The following is a 25,600-nucleotide window of genomic DNA, read 5'->3' on the forward strand; positions in this document are numbered from 1 at the left end:
GGCGCCCCCCCCCCCCACAAAAGGCCCCCAGCCAGCGAGCGTGGGGGGCGGGCGGGGGGGGCCCCCCCCCCGGGGGGGCGCGGGGCCCCGCCCCCCCCGCGACCGGTAGAGGTTCAGGGTCGAGGCCGGGTCGTGCTCCTGCTCGCTCCGCGCGAGCTTCGCCCACAGCTCGGGCTGCGGCAGCCACGACGCCCCGGTCGAGCTGAACCCGTAGCTGTCGCCCTCAGCGGACCACGGGATCGGGACGCGGCAGCCATCGCGGCCGTACAGCTCGCCTTCGGAGCGAATGAAGATGGGGTCCTGGCGGGCCTCGTCGGCAAGATCGATGACATCGGGCAGCCCGAGTTCCTCGCCCTGGTAGAGGTAGCTCGAGCCAGGCAGCCCCAGCATGAGGGCCGTCGCGGCGCGGGCCCGTCGCTCCCCCACGATCGGGTCGGGCTGGCCGGGCGTCTTCGGCCCCACGCCGGCACCGTGCGCGTTCGGCTCGGTCAGCGCGAGACGGGTCGCGTGCCGCACTGTGTCGTGGTTTGACAGCACCCAGGTGCTCGGGGCACCGGATGCGGCGAACGCGGCGATCGAGCGCGTCACGACTTCCCGCTGGCCCGCCGCGTCCCACGGCGCCCGCAGGTACGCGAAGTTGAAGGTCTGGTGCAGTTGGCCCGGGCGAACCCACTCGGCCATCTCCTCGACGCTCGGCAGCCACGCCTCGCCGCACAGGACCCGGTCGCCGTCGTACTCGGCGGCGACGAGGTGCCAGGCGCGGAAGATCTCGTGCACGGCCTCCTGGCCGAGGTAGGGGGTGCGCGGGTCGCCGACGATGGGCAGGTTGCTCTCAACAGGAATGTAGTCCGGGAGGCCTTCTTCTTTCGCGAGGCCGTGCGCGACGTCGATTCGGAAGCCGTCGACGCCGCGGTCGAGCCAGAAGCGCAGGATGGCCTCGAAGTCCTGATGCACGACCGGGTTTGACCAGTCGAAGTCGGGCTGCGTCGAGTCGAAGAGGTGCAGGTACCACTGGCCTGGAGTGCCGTCCGCTTCCGTGAGGCGAGTCCAGGCTGGACCGCCGAAGAGTGACTGCCAGTTGTTCGGCGGCAGCTCACCGTGCTCGCCCTTGCCGTCGCGGAACAGGTAGCGGGCTCGCTCCGGGCTTCCAGGCCCGGCCGCGATGGCGGCCTTGAACCAGGCGTGCTCCGACGACGAGTGGTTGGGGACGATGTCCACGATGATCCGGATGCCCCGCGCGTGGGCCGCGGCGAGCATCAGGTTGAACTCGTCGAGGCTGCCGAAGACCGGGTCGACGTCGCAGTAGTCGGCGACGTCGTACCCGGCGTCGTTGAGCGGCGACGGGTAGAACGGGGAGAGCCAGATGGCGTCGATGCCGAGGTCGGCGAGATCCGGGATGCGCGCGGTCACGCCGGCGAGATCGCCGATGCCGTCGCCGGTGCCGTCCGCGAACGAACGCGGGTAGACCTGGTAGATGACGGCGGACCGCCACCACTCCGAACCTGGCGTCGAGTCGTCGGCGATTTGGGCTGCTGCGGGTGCATCGTTGAGCGTCACCACGCAAGGCTAGTGGATGCGCACTGCCCCCTGTCCATGGGAGAGAGGGCAGTGCGCATTCCGGTACCGGGCGGTGCCGCGGCGGCTACAGCACCTTGCCGAGGAAGTCCTGCGTGCGCGACTCCTTCGGGTTGCCGAAGAGCTCGTCGGGCGAGCCCATTTCGACGATCTTCCCGTCTGCCATGAAGACCACGCGGTCTGCGACTTCGCGGGCGAAGCCCATCTCATGCGTGACCAGGGCCATCGTCATGCCCGACTTCGCGAGATCGCGAATGACCTGAAGCACCTCGCCGACCATCTCAGGGTCGAGGGCGCTGGTCGCCTCGTCGAAGAGCATGATCTCCGGGTCCATCGCCAGCGCGCGGGCAATGGCCACCCGCTGCTTCTGGCCACCCGAGAGCTGGGCGGGACGGCGGTCCATGAGGTGGTCGAGACCGACTCGGCGCAGCAGTTCCTCACCGCGCTTGTTGGCCGCCTCCTTCGAGACGTTCTTGATCTCGCGCGGCGCCAGCGTGACGTTCTCCAGCACCGTCATGTGCGGGAAGAGGTTGAAGTGCTGGAACACCATGCCGATGCGCTGCCGCACCTTGTCGAGGTTCGTCTTCGGGGCGGTGATGTCGTCGTCGTCGACGAAGACATGGCCCTTGGTGACTTCCTCGAGGCGGTTCAGGCAGCGAAGCAGCGTCGACTTTCCGGACCCGGAAGGGCCGATGATCGCGATGACCTCGCCGTTGGCGATCTCGAGGTCGATGCCCTTGAGCACCTCGACGGGGCCGAACGACTTGTGCATTTCGACGACGCGCACGCGAGGCTTGCCCGAGTTGACGGCGTCGAAGCGTCCGGTGAATGGCGTCTGCTCCGTTGCGGGTGCATCCGACTTCGAGTTGTTCACGTCACTCATTTGTTGAACCTCTTGTCGACGTAGTTGGAGAGGATCGTCAGCAGGTAGATGACGACGAAGTAGAGCACACCGACGACGAGCCAGATCTCGAACGACCGGAAGGTCGAGGCGATGACGATGCGGCCCTGGTAGGTGAGCTCAGCGAAGCCGAGGACCGACAGCAGCGACGTGTCCTTCAGCGTGATGATGAACTGGTTGATGAGCGACGGCGTCATGATCTTGAACGCCTGCGGCAGCACGACGCGACGCATCGACTTGCCTCGGCTCAGACCGAGCGAGCGAGCGGCTTCCATTTGGCCGGGGTCGACCGACTGGATGCCCGAGCGCACGGTCTCCGTGATGTACGCACCGGCGTTGAGGCTCAGCGTGATCACACCGGCTGTCAGCGCGTCGAGCGAGACGCCCGTCACGGCTGGCACACCGAAGTAGAAGAAGAACGCCTGCACCAGCACCGGGGTGCCTCGGAAGATGTTGACGTACGTCGAGGCGATGCCGCGCAGCACCATGTTCTTCGAGATCTTCAGGAAGCCGAATGCGAGGCCCAGGATCATGGCGAAGACCAGCGAGAGCGCGGTCGCCAGCAGCGTGTAGCCGAGGCCCAGCATCAGCGACGGGAAGGCGGCTGCGACGAGCTCGAAGAAGCCGATCTGGCCCGCCTCCTCCTCGCTGCCAAGGTAGCGGTCGTTGATGGTGTCGAGCACGCCCGTGTCTTCGGCGTTGGCGAGGCCGGCGTCGAACATCTCGAGGAGCTCGGCGTTCTGGCCCTTGAGCACCGCGAAGCCGTACTCGCCACCCTCGATCGGGTCGGTGACCGTCATGAGGCCGTTACCCTGCTGGATGCCGTACTGGAGCACCGGGAAGTCCTCGAACAGCGCGACCGAGTTGCCGGTCTGCACTTCCGCGATCATGTCGGCGGTGTCAGAGAACGTGCGGATGGTGAAGCCGTACTCGCTCGAGAGCTCTTCGGCCGTGGAGGCGCCGACGGTGCCGGTCTTGACGGCAACGTTCTTGCCTGCCAGGTCCTCGTAGCCGGTGATGCTCGTGTCGCCGTCCTTGACGGCCATCTGCACGCCCGACGTGAAGTAGGGCTCCGAGAAGTCGAAGACCTGCTTGCGCTCGTCGGTGATGGTCATGCCGGCGATGATGCCGTCGGCCTGGCCAGACTGGACGGCCTGGAGTGCGGCGTCGAAGCCGAGGGGCCTGATGTCGATCTCGAAGCCCTGGTTCGCGGCGATCGCGCGGATCAGGTCCATGTCGATGCCGAGGAGCTCGCCGTTCTGCTCGAACTCGAACGGCGCGTAGGTGTTGTCCGTCGCGATGACGTACGAGCCCTTGTCCTTCGGGGTGTCGACGGCGAAGAGCGGGTTCTTGGGCAGCGTGCCAGGGCCATCGTCCTCGATGACCTCGTTGCCGAGGGTGACGACGCCGCCGGAGATCTTGGTCGCGTCAGGCGCGCCATCGCCGAGGTACTCGTCGAGGATGCCCTGGTAGACGCCGTTCTCGACGACGTTCTTGAGGCCCTCGTTGAAGGCCTCGCGGAGTTCTGCGTTCTGCCCCTTGTTGACGGCGAAGCCGTACGACGACGCACGCTCGGGCTCGGTGACCGTCTTGAGGTTGATCTCGCCAGTCTCGATGCCGTACTGGAGGATCGGGAAGTCGTCGAAGACCGCGACCGAGTTGCCGCTCGTCACGTCATTGAAGGCGTCGGACGCGTCCTGGAAGCCAGTGACGGTGAAGCCGATCTCCTTGCCGAGCGTCTCGGCGAAGGTGAAGCCCTCGGTGCCGTTCTTCGCGGCGACCGTCTTGCCTGCGAGATCCTCGTAGGAAGTGATGTCGTTGTTGTTCTTCGCGACGGCCATCTGGATGCCCGAGTCGAAGTAGGGGTTCGAGAAGTCGAACGTGCCCTTTCGCTCGTCCGTGATGGACATGCCGGCGATCATGCCGTCGACGGCGTTGGTCTGCACAGCTTGCAGCGCGCCGTCGAAGCCAAGCGACTTGATCTCGACGTTGAAGCCCTGATCATCCGCGATGGCGTTGATGAGGTCCATGTCGATGCCGCGCAGCTCGCCGTCGATCTCGAACTCGAACGGCGCCCACGTGGTGTCGGTGGCGATGGTGTAGGTCTGTCCCTCGACCGAGCTCTTGCCGATCGTGGCCGCCTGGGCGGTTCCCGCGATGGCACCGCCGGTCAGCAGCAGCAGCAGTGCTACTGCGATGACGGACAGGACTTGGTTTCGTGAGTCTGCGACTCGTTGCAGGAGTGAGGTGAGCGAAGTTCGCATCGTGCTCCTCGGCCAGGGCAGACCCTGGAGCAGCGTTGGAACCTGTCGGATCCCGGCGCCGCCCCCGCGTCCGCCGGTCTGTCGGCTGACGCAGATCGCCTCAACCGAATTGTGAGCGCAACGCTACCGGCCTGAGAGTCTGCTGAATGACACGATCTCCAGATCGTGTTCGGCTTGTGATGTTTTCGCACGCCCAAGCGAACACGCGTTCTCAGCCCACGGGATGCGCCTTGACGTGCGCATCCCGCGAGCCGCGTGGACCGGGTTCGGTGTCAGTGCGCGAAGCCTCGAGCGCTGTCGGTCGCAGCGGAGCGGCCCGCCGCCCCCGACTCCAGGTCACGGACCGCCGCGCGCAGGTCTCCAAGGAGGTCGCCCGCAAGGTCACGACCGAGCCCGTTGCGAACCACGATGCGCTGGACCAGTCGATCGCTGAGATTGTCGGGCAGCGGGTAGGACGGCACGAGCCAGCCGGTCATGCGGAGCCGGTCGGAGACGTCCGCGAGTGTCCAGTCACCGCCGACGTCGGTGCGCTGCCAGGCGAACACGGGGATATCGAGTTGGCGGTTGAACAGGGTGAACTCGTCCATCGCGTCGATCTCCTGCGCCAGGAACTGGGCGACGTCCATCGTCGCGCGCTGGACGCGCTCGTACCCGGAGAAGCCGAGGTGCAGGAACTGGTAGTACTGCAGCAGCACCTGCGCGCCGGGGCGCGAGAAGTTGAGCGTGAGCGTGGGGATGTCGCCGCCGAGATAGCTGACGCGGAAGATCAGCTCTGGCGGCACGAGATCGACGTCGCGCCACACCACCCATCCGAGGCCGGGGTAGACCAGCCCGTACTTGTGTCCGGACGTGTTGATCGACACGACCCGGTCGACGCGGAAGTCCCAGTCGAGGTCCTGGTTGAGGAACGGCGCGATCATGGCCCCGGATGCGCCGTCGACGTGCACGGGGATGTCGAGTCCTCGCGCCGCCTGAATCTTGTCGAGCGCGTCCGAGATTTCCTTCACTGGCTCGTACGCTCCCGTGTAGGTCACGCCCATGATTGCGACGACGCCGATGGTGTTCTCGTCGACGACGGCGTCGAGCTGGTCCCCGGAGAGAGTCGGATGCGCGTCGTCGATGGGCACGAAGCGCGCCTCCACGTCCCAGTAGACGCAGAACTTCTCCCAGCACACCTGCACGGCGCTCGAGAGCACGATGTTCGGCGCATCCGTTGACTGGCCCTTCGCCTTACGGGCGGCAGCCCAGCGCTTCTTGAGGGCCAGGCCGGCGAGCATGGCCGCCTCGGAGGAGCCGACGGTGCTCGTGCCGATCGCCTTCGTCACGTCGGGTACGTGCCAGAGGTTCGCGATCATCTTCCAACAGCGCTGCTCGATCTCGGCGGTGCGCCGGTACTCGTCCTTATCGACGATGTTCTTGTCGAACGTCTCCGAGTAGAGGCGGTCGGCGTGTTCGTCCATGTAGGTGCTCACGAAGGTGGCCAGGTTCTGCCTGGCATTGCCATCCAGCATCGCGTCGTCTCTGACCAGCTGGTAGGCGACCTCGCTCCGTGCGCCGTTCTTCGGCAGCGTCAGCTTGGGCAGCGGCGCGAGCTCGTCGGCACTGCTGAAGATCGTCGGAGGATTTTCGCCGGATGTGGGGGTCACGGGGATGCTCATGTGATTACTCTGGCCACTGGCGGGGTTCGCCGCAAGAGTCGGACGCGGGGGCGATGGCGAGATGACACAGCGTGATGGTGAGCTTGGCATGCTCTGCGAGCCGTACCTGCTCCTGCCCGACGAGTCGAGTGTCGGCGTGGCCTGGGTGACGGACCGGCGACCCGAGCTCAGCCGCCTCGTCTTCGGCCCAGTCGACGTCGCTCCGCGCCTCGCGAAGCTGACGCCCGCGCAACTGCGGAGCGTCGATCTCGGCCAGCTGGTGCCGGGCGTAGTGGCGGTGGATGCGGTGAGCGTGCGCCTCTCGGCCATGGCCGAGGACCGCGAGAGCGCCCTCCCACCGGGCCTGACCGGCCTCCGGCAGGCGCTCGAGGCTGAGGTGACGGTGCCACGCGAGGTGTGGCGCGTCACGGCGAGGGCCACCGGCCTCGCGCAGGGCCGCGACTACGCCTACCGGGTCGTCAGCTCCGGGGTCGCCTCCGAGGTCGCGCGCCTCAGTGCTTCGCCGCCCGAGGGGGCGCCGGTGCTCCGTTTCCTGCTGACCAGCGATCACCAGCTCGGCGACGCGGTGCCGGAGGCGATGCGGCAGGCGACCGCCATCGCGGGGCGATTCGATGCGGTGCTGTACGCCGGTGACTTCGTGAACGTTCCGGACCGGGCGTCGGAGTGGTTCGACGACGCACGGGGCTCGGCGTTCTTCCCCTCGATGCGCGGCATCCTGCCGAACACCCCGATCTTTCCCGTTGTCGGCAATCACGAGGTCCAGGGACGGCGAGAAGCTGGTGCGATGCTGGCGGAGTCCTTCGAGGGCGCACTGCCGCGCGCCGTCTGCCCAGAAGGCCTCAGCCTGTCGAATTACGAGGCTCTCTTCCCCTCACCCTCGGGCGCCCACTACTACGCGGTCAGCATCGGCGGCGTGCGGGTGGTCGCGTTGAGCGCCGCGCGCGTCTGGCGATCGGAGCGCGCCGACGACGACCCCGAGGATCGATTCGTGTCGAGCAGGTACCAGGAAGCGTTCCGAGTGCTCGGGGATGTGCTCGGCCAGCGCTACGGTTCGCACATCATCGACGATCTCGCGGCGGGCAGCGAGCAGTACGAGTGGCTTCGCCGGGAGCTGTCGAGTCCGGAGTTCCGCGAGGCCCGCCTGCGCGTCGTGGTCATGCATGAGAGTCCGCACAGCATCGGGGTCAACGCCATGCCGCAGTTCGCGCACCCTGTGCGCCTCGAGGAGCGTGGCTCCGATGGAGTGCTGCACGGCATCCGCTACGACTACCCAGCTGCCGAGAACATCCTGCTCCGCGATGTCGCGCCGCTGCTCGAGGCTTCCGGGGTGGAGCTCGTCGTGGGCGGGCATTCGCATCTGTGGTCGAGATTCGTGTCTGAGTCCGGCGTCAACTACCTGGAGACGTCCCATGCTGGCAGCACGCACGGAGCCTTCGACCGCAGCAGCGGGCGTCGGCGGGCGCGACCGCCGCGACGTTGGAACCGCCACGAGGTGCTGCCGCAAGGCGATCCGGGTGGCCTCGCCCCGGTCGTGCCGTCGGTGAGCCCGCGGCGTGGAGCCGACGACCGGCCGCTCCCCTACGTCGCCGACGCTGACCTGAGCGTCTTCAGCATCTTGACCGTTGCAGCGGATGCGGGCGCGAAGGTCGAGAGCTACGTCTTCGACGCGCGCACGCCCGGGGTGAGGGCTGAGCTCTTCGACGAGTTCGCCCTCGGTTAGGTGTGAGCTGCGCGGTCGCGAGCGTTGCGCAGCCACCGCGGGCCGAGGGTCCAGAGCAGCACCGCGAGGAGGGCAACCGCTCCCCCGGCCCACAGGCCGGCGGTGGGCGACACGACGAAGTCGAAGACGAACAGCACGATGCCGACGAAGAGGAGCGTCGCGGCGGCGAGGCACACAATGAGGATGATGCTTGCCGACTGCACGAGCTGTGCTTTCGCTCCCTCGCGGAAGAGGAGTCGGTGCAGCATCACCGGCGCGAGGGCGAAGAGGGTCACCACGACGGCGAAGATGACCAGGCACAGGTAAAGGATGTGGTCGAACGGGCCCAGCTCGGTGAAGCGCTGCTGGAACGGGAGCGTCAGCAGGAAGCCAGCCATGATCTGCGTGCCGGTCTGCAGCACGCGAAACTCCTGCATGAGCTCGTTCCAGTTGCGGTCGTACCGCTCGTTGGGACTCTCATCGCGCCCGTCATCTCGGGCAGTGGTGACATCGTCGTCGCCCATGGCCTGTGTGTCCTGCGTGTCTCGAGGTGTGTCGGTGTCGTTGCGTGTGCGGTGGGGTGCCCGGCGCGGGTCGCGTGTTGCGCCCGCGCCGGGCTCAGCGTTCAGGAAAGGTCGCTGACGCCGTCCTGTCGGCGGCGGTCCTGCGAGCCCTCGTCGTCGACGGCTCCGTCGCCCGACTCGAAAGCCTCGTCGCGGCGTTCCTGGCGGTGCGCTTCCTGGTGCTCGTGCTCTTCGCGCAGCTCTTCGTTCTTGTCGTGTCCCATCAGGGTCTCCTCTGATCGTGCTCGGGGGAAGCCGTGCTCGCCCTCGTGCGGCGGGTGCCGCTGCCCAGAGCGTAGCGCGCGAGACGTCCGCTCCGTGAGGAGGCAGACCCCTGGGCGGCTTGGAGCTTGCCGCGAGGGTAGAGACGCCTCGAGGCGGCACTGACCGGTGTCCGGTCAGCGCCGCCTCGATGATGCAGCTGGTGAGGTCGGGGTTTAGAAGTCCCAGTCCTCGTCTTCCGTGTTGACGGCCTTCCCGATGACGTAGGAGGAACCCGACCCGGAGAAGAAGTCGTGGTTCTCGTCGGCGTTCGGCGAGAGCGCCGAGAGGATCGCCGGGTTCACATCAGTGACGCTCGAAGGGAACATGGGCTCGTAGCCGAGGTTCATGAGCGCCTTGTTGGCGTTGTAGTGCAGGAACTTCTTGACGTCCTCGGCCAGGCCGACTTCGTCGTAGAGGTCGTGCGTGTACTGCACCTCGTTCTCGTAGAGCTCGAACAGCAGCTCGAACGTGTAGTCCTTGAGCTCCTGGCGCTTCGCCTCGTCGACGAGTTCGAGCCCCTTCTGGAACTTGTAGCCGATGTAGTAGCCGTGCACGGCCTCGTCGCGGATGATGAGGCGGATGAGGTCGGCCGTGTTGGTGAGCTTCGCGTGGCTCGACCAGTACATGGGCAGGTAGAAGCCCGAGTAGAACAGGAACGACTCCAGCAGCGTCGACGCGATCTTCCGCTTGAGCGGGTCGTTGCCGTGGTAGTAGTTCATGACGATCTGCGCCTTGCGCTGCAGATTCTCGTTCTCCGTCGACCAGCGGAACGCGTCGTCGATCTGCGGGGTGTTCGCGAGCGTCGAGAAGATCGACGAGTAGCTCTTCGCGTGCACCGACTCCATAAACGCGATGTTCGTGTAGACGGCTTCCTCGTGCGGCGTCAACGAGTCCGGGATGAGCCTGACCGCGCCGACCGTGCCCTGGATGGTGTCGAGCAGCGTGAGCCCGGTGAAGACGCGCATGGTGAGCGTCTGCTCAGCGGGCGTGAGTGTGTTCCACGACTGCACGTCGTTCGACAGCGGCACCTTCTCCGGCAGCCAGAAGTTGTTGACGAGTCGGTTCCAGACCTCGACATCCTTTTCGTCTGGGATGCGGTTCCAGTTGATCGCCTGCACCTTGTCGAGGAGGTGGCTCGTCTCAGCCTGCGGGTTCATGTGCGTGGAGTTCTTTTCTGTCGCGGTCGTGCGTGGATGGGCGGACAACTCGCCCGAGGGGCCGGTGGGGCCGAAGCACGGCCCCACCGGATCAGAGCATGCAGCTGACGCAGCCGTCGACCTCGGTGCCCTCGAGCGCGAGCTGACGAAGACGAATGTAGTAGATCGTCTTGATGCCCTTCTTCCACGCGTAGATCTGCGCGCGGTTGATGTCGCGGGTCGTTGCCGTGTCCTTGAAGAAGAGCGTCAGCGACAGGCCCTGGTCGACGTGCTGCGTCGCCTCGGCGTAGGTGTCGATGATCTTCTCGTAGCCGATCTCGTACGCGTCCTCGAAGTACTCGAGGTTGTCGTTCGACAGGTACGGGGCCGGGTAGTAGACGCGGCCGAGCTTGCCTTCCTTGCGGATCTCGATCTTCGACGCGATCGGGTGGATCGATGACGTCGAGTGGTTGATGTAGCTGATCGAGCCCGTCGGCGGGACGGCCTGCAGGTTGCGGTTGTACATGCCGTGCTGCTGCACGAGCTCGCGCAGTTCTGCCCAGTCGGCCTGGGTCGGGATGTGCATGCCCTCGAAGAGCTCGCGGACGCGCTCGGTCTTGGGCGCCCACTCGACGTCGATGTACTTGTCGAAGAACTCGCCAGTGGCGTACGCCGAACGCTCGAAGCCGGCGAACGAACGGCCGCGCTCGGTGGCGATCAGGTTCGAGGCGCGGATGGCGTGGAACACGACCGTGTAGAAGTACATGTTCGTGAAGTCGAGCGCCTCCTCCGAGCCGTAGAAGATGCGCTCACGACCGAGGAAGCCGTGCAGGTTCATCTGGCCGAGGCCGATGGCGTGCGACTCGTCGTTGCCCTTCGCGATGGAGGGCACCGACGCGATGTGGCTCATGTCGCTCACGGCGGTGAGTCCGCGGATGGCGGTCTCCACTGCAGTCGCGAGGTCACGCGAGTCCATGGCGGCCGCGATGTTCATCGAGCCGAGGTTGCACGAGATGTCGTTGCCGATGGTCTCGTAGCCGAGGTCGTCGGTGTAGGTGGTCGGCGAGTTGACCTGGAGGATCTCCGAGCACAGGTTCGACATGTTGATGCGGCCGTCGATCGGGTTGGCGCGGTTCACCGTGTCCTCGTACATGATGTACGGGTAGCCCGACTCGAACTGGATCTCGGCAAGGGTCTGGAACAGCTGTCGAGCGCTGATCTTCGTCTTGTGGATGCGAGCGTCGTCGACCATCTCGTAGTACTTCTCGGTGACCGAGATGTCGCCGAACGGCTTTCCGTAGACGCGCTCGACGTCGTACGGAGAGAAGAGGTACATGTCCTCGCCGCGCTTGGCGAGCTCAAACGTGATGTCGGGGACGACGACCCCCAGCGAGAGGGTCTTGATGCGGATCTTCTCGTCGGCGTTCTCACGCTTGGTGTCGAGGAAGCGCATGATGTCGGGGTGGTGCACGTTGAGGTACACCGCACCAGCGCCCTGACGCGCGCCGAGCTGGTTGGCGTAGGAGAAGGAGTCTTCCAGCAGCTTCATGATCGGGATGATGCCCGACGACTGGTTCTGGATCTGCTTGATCGGCGCCCCAGACTCACGAATGTTCGAGAGGTTGAAGGCGACACCGCCACCACGCTTGGAGAGCTGGAGCGCAGAGTTGATGGATCGGCCGATGGACTCCATGTTGTCCTCGATGCGGAGCAGGAAGCAGGAGACGAGCTCGCCTCGCTGCTTCTTGCCCGTGTTGAGGAACGTGGGCGTCGCCGGCTGGAAGCGGCCCGCGATCATCTCATCGGCGAGCGAGGTCGCGAGCGTCTCGTCGCCCTGGGCCAGGCCGAGTGCGACCATGAGCACCCGGTCCTCGAAGCGCTCGAGGTAGCGCTTGCCGTCGAACGTCTTGAGTGCGTACGAGGTGTAGAACTTGAACGCGCCGAGGAAGGTCGGGAAGCGGAACTTCTTGGCGTAGAGACGGTTGCGGAGTCCCTCGATGAACGTGTGGGAGTACATCGCGAGCGTCTCTGGCTCGTAGTACTCGTTCTCCACGAGGTACTCGAGGCGCTCCTCAAGGTCGTGGAAGAACACCGTGTTCTGGTTGACGTGCTGGATGAAGTACTGGTGAGCGGCTTCGCGATCCTTGTCGAACTGGATCTGGCCGTTCTCGTCGTACAGGTTCAGCATCGCGTTGAGCGAGTGGTAGTCGAGCGTGTTCGCCGCGCTGGGCGCGTTCATCGTGATGACGCCTGCGTCGTCGAGAGCGGTGTTTGCTGCCAAAACCTGTCCAATCCAGAGTTGACTGCGGCGACGTCGTCTGGCGTGCCGAAGAGCTCGAAGCGGTAGAGCGTGGGAACGCCGCACTTCGAGGAGATGATGTCGGCTGCCAGGCCGTAGCCCTTGCCGAAGTTGGTGTTGCCGCCAGCGATGACGCCGCGGATGAGCTCGCGATTGCGGGGCTCATTGAGAAATCTGATGACCTGCTTGGGGACGGCCCCGCGCCCATCGCCGCCACCGTAGGTGGGGACGATGAGCACGTAGGGCTCGTCGGCCACAAGCTGGGGTTCGCTCGGGAAGAGCGGGATGCGGCTCGCTAGCCGCTCGAGCTTCTGGACGAAGCGGTGCGTGTTCTCGGAGACGCTCGAGAAGTAGATGAGCCCGGTCATGGGTGCAGTCCCTTCTTCAGTCGAGACGAGAACGGCGCGGCGACGGCTAGGCCGTTGCGAGAGCAGCCAGCTGGCTGATCTTGTCGGGCCGGAATCCCGACCAGTGGTCGTCGCCTGCGATGACGACGGGAGCCTGCATGTAGCCGAGCTCCTTGACCGTCTGGAGCGCCTTCTCGTCGACGGAAACATCGAAGATCTCGTACTCGATGCCCTGCTTGTCGAGGGCACGGTAGGTGGCGGTGCACTGCACGCATGACGGCTTGCTGTAGACGGCGATTGCCATGGTTTTCTCCTGGTTCCTGAGTGCTTTGGGGAGTGCGATTCGTGCAGTGCGGTGACAGCGTCTCGCCGGGTCTTCCGCGGACTGAGAAGACAGCTTCACGCGGTGCCAGGTGGATGAACCCCCGTTGTGTCGCAGTTTCCTGCGGCCACTACATCTTGTGCTCGATGAGGCTACCACCACTAGATGCGGTGTTACAACCGTGTAGTTCTCCACAAGTCCTCCACAGAAAACGGCCGAGTTTCCGGCGTTTCTCCACCGGTTTCCGGCGGTTGTGCACAGTCTGTCCCCAGCCACCGACATTCTGCGCGCGGGGCGTACGATTGTCCGCGCTGTGACGAACTACGCGACTGTACTCAGAACCCCGGGCCTGGCACGGCTGCTGCTCTCGCAGCTCGTCGCCAGGTTCCCCGCAGGCATGCTCTCACTGGCGATTTTGATGCACGTCGAGGACACCTACGACAACTTCACGTCCGCTGGCGTCGTGCTCGCCGCGCTGAGCATCGGCCAAGCGGTCTCCGGCCCGGTCGCCGGCAGGCTCATGACGGTCTGGGGCATGCGCCCCGTGCTGGTCACCACGATGGTCGCCTGCTCGCTATCCCTCACCGCGCTCGCGCTCTGGCCGCCGGTCCTGTGGCAGGCCTCGATCCTGGCAGTCCTGGCCGGCCTGACCATCCCGCCGGTCTCCCCTGCCGTGCGAACGATCTACCCCAAGGTCGTGAACGCGGCGCAGCTCTCCAGGCTCTTCTCGCTCGACGCCTCGCTTCAAGAAGTCATCTGGGTCATCGGCCCGGTGGCCACCACCGCCGTCGCCTTCACCATCTCCCCCGCTGCGGGCATCCTGGTGGCCGCCGGCATCCTGCTCCTCGGCGGTCTCTGGTTCGTCGCCGCACCCGAGGTCGGCAAGGTGCGCATCCCCAAGTCCCGCGGGCGGGCCGGGGCAGTGCTCCGGAACCCGGTGGTCGTGCTGATGTCGGTCATCGGAGCGCTGCTCGTCGGCGCCTGCTCGGCCATCGAGGCCGCGGTCGTCGCCGAGTTCGGGCACGATCGGCCCGAGACCGGCATCCTCCTCGCCGTATTCGCCGTCGGATCGCTCGTCGGCGGCCTCGCATTCGGCCACCTGCCGCTGGCTCCGGCTTCGCTCGCGCGCCGCATGGGAATCGTCTTCGTCGGCATCGCGCTCGCCCTGGTCTGGGCAAATCCGGTCTGGCTCGGTGCGGCGTTCTTCATCAGCGGGCTCGGGATCGCCCCGGTCTTCTCCGGCAGCTTCTCGGCCGTGTCCTCCAGCGTCCGGTTCAGCGAGAGCGCGGAGTCGTACGGCTGGATGGCGACTGGCCAGCTCATCGGGGCGGCGGCCGGCTCTGCCCTCGCCGGCATCGCCAACGACCTCGCCGGCTCGCTCGGCGGGTTCCTGGTCAGCGCCGGCTTCGCACTCCTCGGTGCGCTGGTCGCACTGGTCTGGCGGCGCAGCATCCCTGACCTCCGTGGCACCGACGTCGCCCCTCGACCAGACACTGAGCCCATGGACATCCTGAACTCGCCGTCCTAGCCCTCCAGCCCCGCCGCACGAAAGGCCGCCATGACCACGCCGCTCTCCCCCAGCCTCACCATGAACGACGGCCTCGAGATCCCGCAGCTGGGGCTCGGCGTCTACAAGGTCCCCGACCTCGAGGCGACGAGGGTCGTCGTCGACGCGATCGAACTCGGCTACCGGCACATCGACACTGCGGCGTTCTACGACAACGAGCGAGGCGTCGGTCGCGGCATCGCCGAGAGCGGCGCCCAGCGAGCCGACCTCTTCGTGGCGACCAAGGTGTGGCACGACCGGCACGGGTACGACGCGACCCTCGCTTCGTTCGAGGAGAGCCTTGGCAGGCTCGGGCTCGAGTACGTCGACCTGTACCTCATCCACTGGCCGGCCCCAGCGCAGGATAAGTACGTCGACACCTGGCGCGCACTCGAGCAGATCCGCAGCGACGGCCGCGCGCGCTCGATCGGGGTCTCGAACTTCAAGGGACACCACCTCGACCGGCTGGCCGCCGAGACCAGTACGGCGCCTGCGGTGAACCAGATCGAACTCCATCCCCGGTTGCCGCAGCTCGAGACCCGCCAGTACGACCGCGAGCACGGGATCCTCACGGAAGCCTGGTCTCCGCTGGCCAGGGGCACGCTCCTCGACGAGCCGACGCTCGCGGCGGTGGCCGCCAAGCACGGCAAGACCGTCGCTCAGGTGGTCCTCCGCTGGCAACTCGACCTCGGGAACGTGGTCATCCCGAAGTCCGTGCGACGCGAGCGCCTCGCCTCCAACCTCGAGGTCTTCGACTTCGCGTTGGATGCCGACGACCTCGCGGTGATCGCGGCGCTTGAGTCGGGCGAGCGGACCGGCAAGGATCCGGACTTCTTCTTCTGACGCATCCGCTGCTTCGTCCCGGAGCCCCGGCCAAGCAGTCAGCGCCGCACTCTCTCGGGGAACTCCGAGCGCAGCAAAACGCGCCAGATGCTTGCATGACAGGTATGCGCACCTCACACCGGCGGCTCGGCGCCGCGACAGCCCTGGCCATGAGCGCCCTGCTTCTTGCCGGGTGCGCTCACGGCGGCACAACCACGACCGAGTCGGCCCCACAGGGTGTCGCGCAGGAGTACTCCGGCCAGAACCCGATGGCGGATGCGCAGCTCGAGGACCGCGACGTCGTGACGACCGGCTACGTCGGGATCCAGGCCAGCGACGTGCCGGGAACTCGGGAGCAGGTGGAGACGCTCGTCGAGAATCGGGACGGGCGCATCGAGGCTCGATCGGAGACCGGCGGCGACGTCGTCTCGGCGCAGCTGACGGCGCGCGTCCCAGCTGAGGACTACGACGACTTCATCACCGAGCTGCGCGATGTCGGAGACGTGGTGTCCGTCGAGACCTCCGCCGTCGATGTGACGCTGCAGACGACCGACATGAGCACTCGCGTGGCGACGCTCGAGGCCTCGGTGACCTCGCTCCGAGCCATGCTCGCCGCCGCCACCGACGTCGACGACCTGCTGGCGATCGAGACGAGCCTCACCGAGCGCACCGGCGAGCTGCAGAGCCTGCGTGCCCAGCTGGAAGTGCTCGAGGACAGCGTCGCCTACTCGACCGTGTCGATTTCCATCTCCAGCGACGCCCCCGCACCGGGCGACGAGCCCGCCGGGTTCCTCGCGGGACTGCGTGAGGGAATCGCGGCCCTAGCGCGCGGCTTTGCGGCGTTCTGGACCCTGCTCGGCTTTGCGCTGCCGGGGCTGTCGCTCGTGCTCGTCCTGTCCGCGGCGGCCTGGCTGATCGTTCGCCTCAGCGTGCGGCGCGCCGCGGGACGAGCCGAGCGGCGCGCCAAGGCCGACCCCGGCCCTTCCCACCCCGGAGCTCCGCAGGTTCCCGCCGCGTCCGGCGAAACCAGCCCTCCTAGCACCGCCTCCTAGCCTCGACTCGGCCACCGCACCGCCACGATCGCTAGTCTTGTGCAGGTCGTTCGCGAGCACGCAGGCGCGGGCGGCACGCCACATCCACGTTGACCGAGGAGCACAGCATGGCTGCCGACGAAACGAACAACAAGTTCGACCCTGATTTCGAGCCGCGCGACGACGACACCACCCGCATCGACGCCGCCGACGTCACCGACCAGGAACCGGCCCCGGTCGACGAGTCGGACGGCCTCGACGACGACCCGATCGAGCCGCCGCAGACCGCCGAGGACCGTGCCGACTCGACGTTGCCCGAGCACTCGCTCGCAGACGGCGAGAGCAGCGCCGCCGCAGCGCTCAAGGCACACGAGGCGAAGCTGACCAGGATCTTCCAGGCGACGGTCTACGGTCCCGGCGACGAGCGCATCGGCCGCGTCGGACAGGTGTACCTCGACGATCAGACTCGCGACCCCAACTGGATCACGGTAAAGACCGGGTTCTTCGGCACCAAGGAGTACTTCATCCCGCTCGACCTCGCGGAACTCGACGAGAAGCGGATCCTGGTGCCGTACGCCAAGTCGCAGGTCACGAGCGCCCCGAGCACCGAGGTCGACCAGAACCTCAGCCCCGCCGAAGAAGATGCCCTCTACGTGCACTACGAGGTTCCGGGGCGCATGCCCGAGAACGGCACTGACACGAGCCTCGTCGACGAGGGCGACGAGCTGCGTCCAGGCAGCGCACCCGTCGTCTTCGCCGCCGGAGACGACGAGACCGACACGGTCACGTCGACCGAGGATGCCCTGCTCGCCGAGTCCGTCGCCGACTCCGCCTTTGACACCGAGACGAGCATCGACGCCCACGAGACCGCTGCGCCGCTCCTCACCGCAGATGACGACGACACGCGCCTCATCGCCACCGCCGAGGCCGCCGCCGACGACGACGAGTTCGAGGCGCCGACCGTCACCGAGTGGGAAGAGATCAGCTTCCAGCGACCAGACGACGAGCAGACCGACCAGACGAACACCGAACGGAACTAGGAGACGCAGTGCCCATCTTCGCCACGATCTACCACTACGAGGACAACTCCGACGCGACCCGCGACGAGCACCGTCCTGCGCACCGAGCCTGGCTCGGCGAGCAGAAGGATGCCGGCATCCTGAAGGCGTCAGGACCGTGGGCCGCGCCGCACGCCGGAGCGCTGCTGCTCTGGGAGAGCCCCGACGAGGAGACGCTCCGGGCGCTCATCCCGAACGACCCGTTCGCGGTTGTTGGAGTCATCCGCCAGACCGACGTCTACGAGTGGACCCCGGTCTTCGGCCCCTTCGTCCCTTAGCGGGTCGGAGCACTCGACACCGAAGCCGGTCGCCACACCTGTGGCGACCGGCTTTGCTGTCTACGCGCGGGCCTCTGCGGGTCGTTCGGCTGGGACGCCCGGCTTCTCGAAGAACAACACGATGACCGCCCCGGCCAGGAACGCCGCGATCGGGAGCAGCAGCGACTGGCTCATGGCGGTTGAGAACCCCTCCGCAACACCGGCGGGAAGACCGCCGGTGCTCTGCTCTGCCGCCTCGGCGGGCATCCCTGGTAGCTCGGACGCGAGTCGCGAGCTGATGAGGGCGGCGATCGCCGCAGACCCGAGCACAGAACCGACCTGCCTCGTCATGTTGTAGACCCCGGAGCCGGCCCCGGCAAGCGCGGGCGGCAGGTTGCGCGTCGCGCTCGTCGCGAGCGGAGCCCAGAGACCGGAGAGGCCGAGCCCGAGGAACGCGGGTGGGATGAGAAGCTGCCAGAGCGGTCTGTCCGCAGTCATGAGCAGCGACATCCAGGCGAGCGATGCGGCGACGATCAGGAAGCCCGTGAAGGCGATCCAGCGCGGCTCGGTCCGGTCGGTCAACCGCCCCACCACCGGCGCCATGACCCCAGACACCACGGCCATCGGAACGAGCATCAGCGCGGCCTGCGTCGGCTCGAGCGCCCTCGCGGTCTGGAAGTAGAACGCGATCGGGAGCGGCATGGAGACGATGGCGAGGCCGAGCACCGAGATGCCGAGGCCCGCGACAGTGAAGTTCCGGTCGCGGAATAGCCCGAGCGGCAGAAGCGGCTCCTTGCGGTTGAAACGCTGCCAGACGACGAAGCCGACCAGCACGACGACGCCGGCGATGACGAGGCCCCACACCGAGATGGGGCCGACGATCTGCCCCCACTCGAAGGTCTGCCCCTCCTGAATCCCGAAGACGAGCAAGAAGAGTCCAACAGCGCTGAGCACCACCCCGAGCCAGTCGAACGAGTGCGCTTTCGTCTCCAGATCGGGCACGAGGCGCCACGCCAGCACGAACGCGATGATCCCGACCGGCACGTTGACGAAAAAGATCCACTCCCAGCCGAGGCTGTCCACGAGGAAGCCGCCGAGGATCGGGCCGACAAGGGTGGCGACACCGGCGACCGCGCCCCAGAGCCCCATCGCAGCGCCACGCTGGTCCGGCGGGAAGATGCGCGTGATCACCGACATCGTCTGCGGCGTCATGAGCGCAGCCCCGAGTCCCTGCACCGCACGGGCTGTGATGAGCATCCCGATGTCACCCGAGAAGCCGCACCAGAGCGAGGCAAGCGTGAAGACGACCAGACCGGCAAGGTAGATGCGCTTGGGGCCGAAGCGGTCGCCGAGGCGGCCGGTGATGAGCAGCGGGACCGCGTAGCTCAGCAGGTAGGCGCTCGTCACCCAGATGACCGCGGTGATGTCGGTCTGCAGCTCGCGCAGGATCGAGGGATTGGCGATCGACACGATCGTCGAGTCGACCAGGATCATGAAGAAGCCGATGACGAGAGCCCAGAGGGCGGGCCAAGGGCGAGTGACGGTGTCCACCGGGTGGATGGTACGCCTCTTGCTGACCCGCCGTTCAGGGACGACGGAATAGCGTGCCAGAGAGGAGCGTTGAGCACCGAGTACGCCCCGAGATAGGAGACGCATGGCAACCATCGACATCACCACTGAGACCTTCAAGGACACGGTCTCGTCAGAAGGCATCGTGCTCGTCGACTTCTGGGCGGAATGGTGCGGCCCGTGTCGCCAGTTCGGCCCCATCTACTCGGCGGCCTCCGAGCGGCACGAGAACGTCACGTTCGCGAAGGTCGACACCGAGAGCAACCAGGAGCTGTCCGCAGGCCTGCAAATCACGTCCATCCCGACGCTGATGGCGTTCCGGGACGGCGTGCTGCTCTACCGTGAGCCGGGCGCCATGCCGCTCGCCGGCGTGGAGAAGCTCATCGACGCGCTGGAGAACGTCGACATGGATCAGGTTCGCGCGGAGATCGCCGCAAAGTCCGGCTCGACGCCCGCGAGCGACGCGCAGTAGTTCCAGAGTCGCTCCCCGAGCTCGGGGTCGTAGCTTCGCCAGTGCGACGCACCGAGCACGGGGCGCCCTTTCGTGACGTAGGCGGGGACGATCGTCTCGCCGCCGCGAAGCTCCGGGTCGGTGACGGCCCGGAGCTGGCACCGCGCCCCGTCGTCCTTGCCCTGCGCGGCGAACACGAGAAGGCTGTCGACGGCTCGTTTCGCGAGCGACGGCTCGTGGACGCCGGCGACCGTCGGGGTCAGGCCACCCGTCGAGTATCCAGGGTGCGCCACGATGCTACGCACGTGCCCTCCGGCTGCGCGTGCCCTCCGGTCGCCCTCCATCCCCAGCACCTGGGTCGCGAGCTTCGACTGGGCGTAGGCGTTCCAGGCGGTGTAGCCGCCCCGCAGCTGCACGTCCTGGAGGTGGGCTCGCGTGAGGCCCGGCGCGAGACTGCCGAGCCAGACGACGGCGGCGTCTTCGCGGAGCACTGCAGCGCCCGTGAGTCGTCCAAGCAGTGCGTAGTGGCCGAGCACGTTCGTCGCGAAGATGCGCTCGACCCCGTCGCTCGTCGCTTCGCGGCGGGCAGGCGGATGCACAACCCCGGCGTTCAGGACCAGGCCGTCGAATCCCGCCCCGGTGCCCGCCGCACCAGCGACGAGCGAGTCAGCGGCGCCGCGGACCTCGTCGAGCTCGCCAATGTCGAACGGCAGCGTTGTAACGAGTCCCGGTTTCCCGATGGCGGATGCGGCGGCGTCCAGCCGTGCCGCGCTTCGGCCAGTGATGACGACCCGTGCGCCGCGCGTTGCCAGGTTCGCGGCGGTGAAGTAGCCGAGTCCAGTGGATGCGCCGGTGACGAGGTAGCGTCGGCCAGACAGGTCACGTGGCCCGAACTCGGCTGCGCGCGCATCCGCACGGTCGTTCCTTGGCATCGTCCGCTCCTCAGCTCCGTCGCGGAAACGCCTCCGCGGCTCAAAGTCTATGGAGCCTCGAGCGCCTCGACCCTCAGGTTCCCGCGCCTCAGATTTCGACCGCCGGGGAGGCGCAGAGGTCGTAGCCGAAGGCGTAGAGGTGAACAACGACGCCCGGCGCGACCTCCTTCGGCCCTTCCCGGTCGGTGAGGTGCACAAACCCGAGTCGCTCGTAGAGGCGGTGCGCCCCAAGCATCTCCGGCCCGCTGTTCATGACGACGCGAAGCGCTCCCCGGTCGCGGCCGAGCGCGATGACGTGCCCCGCAAGGGCCTGGCCGATCCCACGCCCGCGCGCCTCGGGGGCGACCGCGAGCATCCGGAAGTCAAGCTCTCCGGGCCTCGCGAGCTGAGAGATGCGCTCACCGGGTCGCGGCGTCCACACGGAGCCCAGCAGCGTACCCGTCGCGATGTCCTCCGCAACCCACACCTCGTCGCGGCGCGCGCGGCTGGCGGCGTCGCGCAGGTCCTCCGCGTAGCTCGGGGTCACCTCGTAGTCGTTGCTGTAGGCGCGCTCGGTGAGCCGCCCCACCGCGGCGATCTCGTGGTTTCTGATCAGCCGAATGCGCACGCCTTCGGTCTGCGTCAGGTCGTAGCGGTAGGCGAGTACGGCGCCGAACGTGGGGTCCTGCGTGTCGCGCCCCTCGACCCGTGCGAAGCCGACGCGCTCCGCGAGCCGACGCGCCTGCGAGTTGGCTACGCCGACGTCGAGCACCACCGCACGGGAACCCTCTCGGCGCGCACGCTCGAGCCCGGCCTGCACGAGCGCATCCGCCACCCCGGCCCCTCTGGCCTCGGGAGCGACGCCCGTGAAACGGAGCTCCGCCTCGTCCCCGCGTGCCAGGCGCGCAGGGTCGGTGCCGGCTCGAAGCAGGGTGGTCGTTCCGACAATCTCCGAGTTCGTTGCGTCGGGGCCGGCCGCGACCGCCACGAGAACCGTGCCGGCCTCACTGCGAGCGGCGACGTCGCGTTCGGAGTGGCGCCGCGATTCGCGCCACGGCTCGTTCCCATGCGCTCCAGCGTCGAACGATCGAACGGTGAGTTCACCGATTACCCCGAATTCCTCGGATCGGGCCTCCCGGACCGTGACGCCGGTCGGGCTCATGTTCGTTCGGGAATCGACGCTTGCTGCGACGCTCATAGACCATCCAATACCTCTTCGGGCAAGACTCGCCCGCATGTGCAACTGTCCAGCATACGACGACGAGCACGGACGCACCCCGTCGTGCGCCTGACGCGGTTCAGCTCTCGTCGTCGGCCGGCGCGATGATGCGGTGGGATCCGGTGGCCGGATGCGCGGCCCGCGCGCGCACCGAGGCGAGCTGGGTCTGCACGATGTCCGCGACCGCCGCGAGGGCGGGCGTCTCGAAGACGCCGTCGTCGCCGACCTCCACCTCCTGGGCGTCGACATGCCTCAGCCACGATGTGGTCGAGCGGACCGAGGCGGGCGTGTAGCCCCTCGACTCTGCCCCGGCTCCCCCGAAGAGCAACGCCACGGGCACCCGCAGCCCCGAGAGCGCGTCTCGCGCCTCCGCGCCGTCTGTGGGCGAGGCCTCGGCGGCCGGCGCCTCACCGAGCCCACCATTGACCAGAACCAAAGCCCCGACGCGATCTGGATGATGCGCTGCCACGGCGACGGCGAGATCCGCTCCGCGCTCGGTGCCGACAAAAACGGCCCGCTCGATGGCGAAGTGGTCCATGAGCTGCACGACCGCCCGCTCGCTGGATGCGCGGATGCCGGGCGCTTTCCGGTGCCGCCCGCCGAGGTCGCCGACAGAGGGAGCGATGAGGTGGGCCTCAGGCAACAGTTCGGCCAGCGCTTCCGCGGTTCCGTCGTGGGGATCGCCGAGCACGATCAGATTGTCGTGCTTGCGCCCCTCAGGCGAGACGCGAACAAGGACCTCGACTCCCCCGGCTTCGAGGTCGACGTGCAGTCCCTCTGGGGTGCTCGTGTGCTCGCCGCGCGCAGGGGGCGGAACTGGACGGAGCGCGCGCACGGGCGAGATTGCCTCATCACCCGTCATGCGACCCTCTCCTTCGCTGGCTCTCAATGCTACGCATCCACCCTCAAGCGTAGACGCGCTCTCCACCACCCTCGATCACAGACCAAATGGTGGGTTTTTCCGTCCATGACCCCTCATGACCTATTCACCGGAATTCGCCTGCAATTGCACGTCCGGAGCGTGATAGCGTTGGCCTCACGCGCTGAGTGTCGGGAAGCCGTCCAGTAGCACCGCAGTGAACACGGGTCGAGCGCGCGCCCCATCCGAATCGGAACTGCCCCCCAGACAGCCCCGAACCCAAGAACTTATCCACCCCTGATCTCCGCTTTTTCACGCCGTCGTGAAAAAGCAGCCGAAATCGTCTCAGATTCGGCGGCGCATTTTCGTGCGCATTAGACCGTGCCTAATAAGCACAGATCCGCTTGCGGATCACTCGCCCGAAGTACGGGCTGCATAACAATGAAGGAAGAAAACATGGCAACTGGCATCGTGAAGTGGTTCAACGCAGACAAGGGCTACGGCTTCATCGCTCCGGACGACGGAACGCCCGACGTCTTCGCACACCACTCCGCAATCGACGTCCAGGGTTTCCGCACGCTTGAAGAGAACCAGCGCGTGGAGTTCGATGTGACCCAGGGACCCAAGGGTCTCCAGGCCGAGAGCATCCGCCCGCTCTAAATCAGGCTCTCAGCGGTCCTCGTCCTCTGACGAGCTGACCACGCACAACGAGTGCGACCTTCGGGTCGCACTCGTTTTGTCTTGCCCGGGACGACGCGATGCAGATGTTGCGGTCCAGAGAAGCACCCTTCACCTGCCCGCCGCAGCGCGCTGATCCCCCACTCGCGCGAGCGATCGAGCTCGGACGACGGTTTTCGCACCCCGGGCATTCGCGCGCTTCGCCGGGCACGCGAATGTGCGATCTCAAACATCGAGCCATTCGGCTCCGACCGCTAGGCGCGCCTGTGCCGCGTCCGCGACCCACCTGCAGTGGGCGTTCACACAGAGCTCGTTTCTCACGCTCCACACCTGGTGTGTTTTGAGGGGATGCCCCGGTGAGACGGGTATCCTTGGGGGGGCGAGGCGCGACCCCCCTAGACGCCGAGACCTCGTTCACTAGCAGCACCAGAGTTTGAACGGAGCAACACCCCTTCATGACCACTTCCCCCACGTGGCCTCATTCCCCAGTTATCCGCCCGAAGGACCGCAAGCAGCGGATCGAATCAGCAGCGACGCAGGCCTTCGCCCTGCGCGGCTACCACCAGGTCAGCATGAGTGACGTCGCAGCGTCCGTCGGCATCTCCGCGCCGGCGCTGTACCGTCACTTCGCGAACAAGTACGACCTCTTCAAGCACACTGCCTTCGGCATCGTCGACGCCGTCGAGAACGCGACTGATGACGTCGCCGAGACGACGGTTGCGGCAGGCGTCCCGCCGCGCGAGCAGACGACATCGCTCATCCACTCGACGCTCGACAGCCTCATCCAGTGCCGGGGAACCGGCGAGATCATCCGCTGGGAGTCCCGCTACCTCGAGCCAGCGGACCGAGCGTCCGTCGACCAGCGGCTCACCAAGGTCTACGACCGCTTCTCCTCGGCGCTCGAGGAGCTTCGGCCCGAGCTGAGCGAGGAGGACCGCGCCCTGCAGAGCCGCGCCGCCTTCGCCGTGCTCGCAAGCGTCACGATGCACCGCACCAGCATCTCCTCGGCCACGGCCGAGTACCTGCGCGCGGCATCCCAGCGTGCCCTGGACGCCGACCTCCCAGCGGCCACCGCCTTCACTGCGCCGGCGGCCACGGGCATCCCGTCGACCGCCAAGCGCGAGCAGATCGTCGCGCGGTCCATCGAGCTGTTCTTCGCGAGAGGCTACAACCTCGTCAGCATCGAGGAAATCGGCGGGGCCGTCGGCATCACCGCCTCAGGCGTCTACCGGCACTTCGAGAGCAAGAGCGGGATTCTCGCCGCTGCCTGCTCCCGGGCCGCCGAGTACCTCGGCCAGGTGACTCGCGACGTCTTCGCCGCAGTCGACTCCAACGCGCAGGCCCTCGACGAGCTGATTGACGCCTACGTCGAGGCGCAGCTCGCCCACCACAAGCTTCTGCAGGTCTACATCGCCGAGTCGACGAACCTCAGCGATGACGAGCGGGAACGACTGCTCGCCCTCCAGCGTGACCACATCGAAGAGTGGGCCGGGCTGCTCCGCGCGGTCAAGCCGCAGTTCTCCGCCTCGGAAGCCCGCTGCGTGGCGCACGCCGGTTTCCACGTGGTCGACTCGCTCGGGCGCGTGCTCGCCTGGCAGGACACGCCGAGCAACCGGACGCGCGTCGCGCACCTCATGCGTGACGTACTCGGCGTCTGAGCCTCGCACGCAGCTGAACGCGGCCCGCACCACCGGTGCGGGCCGCGTTTCGCATCCAGGTCAGCGATCGTCCGCGCCCCCGGGACGTGTGGCGGCTGCGTCGCCTCGACGCGCTGCCTTCACCTGGTCGGCGAGCACCTGTGCACCGCTCGTCACGAGGGCACGACGCCACGGCAGGACGCCTTCGATCTCAATCTGGATCGACATGCTCAGCACCGTCCGGATCACGACGATGAGCCCGAGGATCAGGGCGTCTTCGAGCGACGGCTTCGAGGTGATCGTCCGCACCAGATCAGCGGCGACCAGCACCTCGAGGCCGAGGAGGATTCCGGCACCGAGCGAGGTGCGCAACGTCGCGATCGCAGCCTTCCCGCCGCGACCCCGCAGCAGCGCATGCGCCGCGAGCACCAGGGCGATGACGATGCCGACGACGATGGCAACGGCTCCGAGCGCCTCGACGACCACCGCGACGATCTCGAACACGTGGTCCATGGTCTCCTGCATGCCTGCTCC

24 protein-coding genes are annotated in these 25,600 nt (G+C 67.0%); 9 read left to right on the plus strand and 15 right to left on the minus strand.

From position 1 onward, the window contains the following. The 4 genes from ACPYN9_RS00005 to ACPYN9_RS00020 all read right to left on the minus strand — a co-directional run. A partial coding sequence (locus tag ACPYN9_RS00005; RefSeq protein ID WP_424462795.1) for a glycoside hydrolase family 13 protein occupies positions 1-1,557 on the minus strand: 1,557 nt, incomplete at its 3' end. 85 nt (positions 1,558-1,642) lie between these two features. Then, entirely contained in the window at positions 1,643-2,347 is a 705-nt protein-coding gene (locus ACPYN9_RS00010) for an amino acid ABC transporter ATP-binding protein (protein ID WP_424463351.1), read from the minus strand. 107 nt (positions 2,348-2,454) lie between these two features. Beyond that, positions 2,455-4,740, minus strand: coding sequence for an ABC transporter substrate-binding protein/permease (locus ACPYN9_RS00015; RefSeq protein ID WP_424462797.1), 2,286 nt, complete (start codon positions 4,738-4,740; stop codon positions 2,455-2,457). A gap of 272 nt (positions 4,741-5,012) precedes the next feature. Further along, entirely contained in the window at positions 5,013-6,398 is a 1,386-nt protein-coding gene (locus ACPYN9_RS00020) for a glutamate decarboxylase (protein WP_424462798.1), read from the minus strand. Positions 6,399-6,459: 61 nt separating this feature from the next. On the opposite strand from ACPYN9_RS00020, the gene ACPYN9_RS00025 reads away from it, so the two are divergent. Further along, positions 6,460-8,118 carry a metallophosphoesterase gene (locus ACPYN9_RS00025; RefSeq protein ID WP_424462800.1) on the plus strand — a complete coding sequence of 553 codons (1,659 nt, stop codon included), beginning with the start codon at positions 6,460-6,462 and terminating at the stop codon, positions 8,116-8,118. On the opposite strand, the gene ACPYN9_RS00030 is transcribed toward ACPYN9_RS00025, so the two are convergent. The 6 genes from ACPYN9_RS00030 to nrdH all read right to left on the minus strand — a co-directional run bounded on the left by ACPYN9_RS00030 (position 8,115) and on the right by nrdH (position 13,010). Then, the gene (locus ACPYN9_RS00030) at positions 8,115-8,621 is read right to left on the minus strand and encodes a DUF6328 family protein (protein WP_424462801.1); all 507 of its coding nucleotides are present in this window, start codon (positions 8,619-8,621) and stop codon (positions 8,115-8,117) included. The genes ACPYN9_RS00025 and ACPYN9_RS00030 overlap by 4 nt on opposite strands. 101 nt (positions 8,622-8,722) lie before the next feature. Continuing rightward, positions 8,723-8,884 carry a hypothetical protein gene (locus ACPYN9_RS00035; RefSeq protein WP_424462803.1) on the minus strand — a complete coding sequence of 54 codons (162 nt, stop codon included), beginning with the start codon at positions 8,882-8,884 and terminating at the stop codon, positions 8,723-8,725. Positions 8,885-9,097: 213 nt separating this feature from the next. Then, positions 9,098-10,081 (minus strand): class 1b ribonucleoside-diphosphate reductase subunit beta, encoded by a 984-nt coding sequence (nrdF, locus tag ACPYN9_RS00040; RefSeq protein WP_424462805.1) that lies wholly within the window; start codon positions 10,079-10,081, stop codon positions 9,098-9,100. A 91-nt stretch (positions 10,082-10,172) separates the two neighbouring features. Next, positions 10,173-12,299, minus strand: coding sequence for a class 1b ribonucleoside-diphosphate reductase subunit alpha (nrdE, locus tag ACPYN9_RS00045; protein ID WP_424463353.1), 2,127 nt, complete (start codon positions 12,297-12,299; stop codon positions 10,173-10,175). Next, positions 12,296-12,727: a class Ib ribonucleoside-diphosphate reductase assembly flavoprotein NrdI gene (gene nrdI / locus ACPYN9_RS00050; protein WP_424462807.1), complete on the minus strand. Its 432-nt coding sequence runs from the start codon at positions 12,725-12,727 to the stop codon at positions 12,296-12,298. The genes nrdE and nrdI overlap by 4 nt, the downstream gene beginning before the upstream one ends. 46 nt (positions 12,728-12,773) lie before the next feature. Further along, on the minus strand, positions 12,774-13,010 hold the full coding sequence (gene nrdH / locus ACPYN9_RS00055) for a glutaredoxin-like protein NrdH (RefSeq protein WP_424462809.1): 237 nt from the start codon (positions 13,008-13,010) through the stop codon (positions 12,774-12,776). 331 nt (positions 13,011-13,341) lie between these two features. Here nrdH and ACPYN9_RS00060 point away from each other — a divergent pair, with 331 nt between their 5' ends. The 5 genes from ACPYN9_RS00060 to ACPYN9_RS00080 all read left to right on the plus strand — a co-directional run bounded on the left by ACPYN9_RS00060 (position 13,342) and on the right by ACPYN9_RS00080 (position 17,763). Then, the gene (locus ACPYN9_RS00060; RefSeq protein ID WP_424462810.1) at positions 13,342-14,556 is read left to right on the plus strand and encodes an MFS transporter; all 1,215 of its coding nucleotides are present in this window, start codon (positions 13,342-13,344) and stop codon (positions 14,554-14,556) included. A gap of 30 nt (positions 14,557-14,586) precedes the next feature. Further along, positions 14,587-15,417 carry an aldo/keto reductase gene (locus ACPYN9_RS00065; RefSeq protein ID WP_424462812.1) on the plus strand — a complete coding sequence of 277 codons (831 nt, stop codon included), beginning with the start codon at positions 14,587-14,589 and terminating at the stop codon, positions 15,415-15,417. A 104-nt stretch (positions 15,418-15,521) separates the two neighbouring features. Further along, positions 15,522-16,448 (plus strand): DUF4349 domain-containing protein, encoded by a 927-nt coding sequence (locus ACPYN9_RS00070; protein WP_424462814.1) that lies wholly within the window; start codon positions 15,522-15,524, stop codon positions 16,446-16,448. Positions 16,449-16,555: 107 nt separating this feature from the next. After that, positions 16,556-17,467, plus strand: a complete 912-nt coding sequence (locus ACPYN9_RS00075; RefSeq protein WP_424462816.1) for a PRC-barrel domain-containing protein — start codon at positions 16,556-16,558, stop codon at positions 17,465-17,467. Between the two features lie 8 nt (positions 17,468-17,475). Further along, on the plus strand, positions 17,476-17,763 hold the full coding sequence (locus tag ACPYN9_RS00080; protein WP_424462818.1) for a YciI family protein: 288 nt from the start codon (positions 17,476-17,478) through the stop codon (positions 17,761-17,763). Between the two features lie 60 nt (positions 17,764-17,823). Here ACPYN9_RS00080 and ACPYN9_RS00085 read toward each other — a convergent pair whose 3' ends face one another. Beyond that, complete coding sequence (locus ACPYN9_RS00085) at positions 17,824-19,293, minus strand: MDR family MFS transporter (RefSeq protein ID WP_424462820.1); 1,470 nt, start codon at positions 19,291-19,293, stop codon at positions 17,824-17,826. Positions 19,294-19,396: 103 nt separating this feature from the next. Between ACPYN9_RS00085 and ACPYN9_RS00090 the strand changes: the two genes are divergently transcribed. Then, positions 19,397-19,783 (plus strand): thioredoxin family protein, encoded by a 387-nt coding sequence (locus ACPYN9_RS00090; RefSeq protein ID WP_424462822.1) that lies wholly within the window; start codon positions 19,397-19,399, stop codon positions 19,781-19,783. On the opposite strand, the gene ACPYN9_RS00095 is transcribed toward ACPYN9_RS00090, so the two are convergent. From ACPYN9_RS00095 to ACPYN9_RS00105, 3 genes are all read right to left on the minus strand, one after another. Beyond that, positions 19,723-20,694 (minus strand): SDR family NAD(P)-dependent oxidoreductase, encoded by a 972-nt coding sequence (locus ACPYN9_RS00095; protein ID WP_424462824.1) that lies wholly within the window; start codon positions 20,692-20,694, stop codon positions 19,723-19,725. The two genes, ACPYN9_RS00090 and ACPYN9_RS00095, sit on opposite strands and share 61 nt — an antisense overlap. Positions 20,695-20,782: 88 nt before the next feature. Then, positions 20,783-21,871 (minus strand): GNAT family N-acetyltransferase, encoded by a 1,089-nt coding sequence (locus ACPYN9_RS00100; protein ID WP_424462826.1) that lies wholly within the window; start codon positions 21,869-21,871, stop codon positions 20,783-20,785. Positions 21,872-21,971: 100 nt separating this feature from the next. After that, positions 21,972-22,754: an alpha/beta fold hydrolase gene (locus ACPYN9_RS00105; protein WP_424462828.1), complete on the minus strand. Its 783-nt coding sequence runs from the start codon at positions 22,752-22,754 to the stop codon at positions 21,972-21,974. Positions 22,755-23,207: 453 nt separating this feature from the next. On the opposite strand from ACPYN9_RS00105, the gene ACPYN9_RS00110 reads away from it, so the two are divergent. Together ACPYN9_RS00110 and ACPYN9_RS00115 are read left to right on the plus strand one after the other, a co-directional pair. Beyond that, positions 23,208-23,411 carry a cold-shock protein gene (locus tag ACPYN9_RS00110; protein ID WP_068478769.1) on the plus strand — a complete coding sequence of 68 codons (204 nt, stop codon included), beginning with the start codon at positions 23,208-23,210 and terminating at the stop codon, positions 23,409-23,411. Positions 23,412-23,884: 473 nt separating this feature from the next. Continuing rightward, the gene (locus ACPYN9_RS00115) at positions 23,885-25,087 is read left to right on the plus strand and encodes a TetR/AcrR family transcriptional regulator (RefSeq protein ID WP_424462831.1); all 1,203 of its coding nucleotides are present in this window, start codon (positions 23,885-23,887) and stop codon (positions 25,085-25,087) included. A gap of 60 nt (positions 25,088-25,147) precedes the next feature. Here ACPYN9_RS00115 and ACPYN9_RS00120 read toward each other — a convergent pair whose 3' ends face one another. Next, entirely contained in the window at positions 25,148-25,591 is a 444-nt protein-coding gene (locus ACPYN9_RS00120; RefSeq protein ID WP_424462833.1) for a DUF1622 domain-containing protein, read from the minus strand. Positions 25,592-25,600 lie beyond the last annotated feature (9 nt).

It is taken from the genome of Pseudoclavibacter helvolus, assembly GCF_049707175.1.
Lineage (GTDB): Bacteria > Actinomycetota > Actinomycetes > Actinomycetales > Microbacteriaceae > Pseudoclavibacter > Pseudoclavibacter helvolus_A.